The organism is Undibacterium sp. GW821-FHT07F11 (assembly GCF_059418665.1).
Map to the genome: position 1 here is coordinate 1 of NZ_JBWKQH010000027.1, position 1,901 is coordinate 1,901.

Consider the following 1,901-nt stretch of genomic DNA (forward strand, 5'->3'; position numbering starts at 1 on the left):
TGCGTAAAAGATACAATGCGATACATATATGTAGGAGCTATCCTACGGCAAAAATCCTCTCCTCTTTTCATTTACCTTCATGATCTCTCACTCTCTAGACCGTAATGCCTGGTTCTGGGCATTACAGGGGCTTTGCGCATTGCATCGCAAACCGTTCTCGCTCGAACTGGCTACCCAGCAGTTTGCCGCCCCCTATACCAGTGATGGTTTGCTGGTGGCCGCCAAAGCTTATGGCTTTCATGCAGACACCCGCAAATGCAAGGCAGGCAAATTACAGCATGAATCATTTCCCCTGATTGTCTGGCTAAGTCCCTTGCCAGCATCGGTGGGCGATGTCACCGATGTTGCTTTTCAAACAGAAGAGCGAAGTCCAGAAGAGGCTGAGCGACCGGAAACCTCAACTCCAGTCCAAACATCTGCCCCTACGCTAGTCCCCGCCCTGATCCTGCAAGCTGATACCAGCCAAGTCCTCATCGTAGAATCCTCAGACACCAGCCCTCGCAGCATACTCCTGACAGAGTTCTCGCAACGTTACCAGGGGCAGATCAGCCGCATCACCCCGCAAGCTGATCCGGCGGCTGACCCTGACAGTGACCAGGCAGCAAACCAGCAACGTAAATTTGGCTTCCGCTGGTTTATTCCTGAATTGCTCAAGCACAAAAAGCTCTGGCAAGAAATCCTGCTGGCTTCTCTGGTGATACAACTGATCGCCCTGGCCACCCCCTTGTTTACTCAGGCCATCATCGACAAGGTTGTGGTGCACCATACACAAAGCACGCTCATTGTCATCGCCATCGGCATGGCTGTCTTCATGCTGTTCTCGGCGGGTTTATCGTGGCTGCGCCAATACCTCATCCTGCATACCGGCAACCGTGTTGATGCCGTACTGGGTTCGGCTGTCTTTGAACGCCTGTTCAAGCTGCCCCCCATGTACTTCCAGCACAGGCCCACCGGCGTTATCGCCGCCCGCCTGCATGGGGTAGAAACCATACGCGAATTCATTGCAAGTGCTGGCGTCACTCTCGTGCTGGACCTGCCTTTCCTGCTGATCTTCGTCGGCATCATGTTCTACTACAGTGTGACCCTGACCCTGATCGCCTTAGCCATATTGACTACCATCGTCATCCTCAGCACCGTCGTTGCCCCCTTGTTCCAGCAGCGCCTGCAAGAGCAATTCCAATTAGGTGCGCGTAACCAGGCATTTCTGACTGAATACATCGTTGGCCTTGAAACCGTCAAATCCCTGCAACTTGAACCACAGCTCAACAGCAAATACAGCGGCTTCCTCGCCAGCTATCTGCAGGCAGGCTTCGCTACCAAGCAACTGGCCAACACCTACAACACCTTCGCCAACCTGCTTGAGCAGATCATGAGCCTGCTGATACTCGCGATAGGTGCCTACACCGTCATGCATGACACCGCCTTCACCATCGGTATGCTGGTGGCTTTCCAGATGTTCTCAGGCCGCCTGTCACAACCCATGTTGCGTCTGGTCGGCCTGTGGCAACAATTCCAGCAAGCCAGCCTCTCCATAGACCGCCTCGGCGACCTGATGAACGCCCCCGTAGAACCATACTCAGTCATCCCCGCGCGCGACAGCAACAAGGCAGGCAGCATACAAATCCACAATCTCGCCTTCAAATATGGTGAACACCTGCCCACCGTGTATCAAAACCTTGACCTGCACATACCACAAGGCCAGACCATCGCCATCATGGGGCCGTCTGGCTGTGGTAAAAGCACGCTCGCCAAACTCATGCAAGGTTTTTACCAACCCAGCCAGGGCCGCATCCTCATCGACAATGTCGATATACGCTACCTCTCTGCCAATGAACTGCGCAGCCACTTCGGTGTCGTACCGCAAGAAACCACCTTGTTCTCCGGCACCATCTACGACAATC

At 54.1% G+C, this 1,901-nt stretch carries 1 protein-coding gene; it reads left to right on the top strand.

What is annotated here, in order from left to right; genetic code table 11:
- Window positions 1-79: 79 nt before the first annotated feature.
- A partial coding sequence (locus AC07OI_RS29755; RefSeq protein WP_495259662.1) for a peptidase domain-containing ABC transporter occupies window positions 80-1,901 on the top strand: 1,822 nt, incomplete at its 3' end.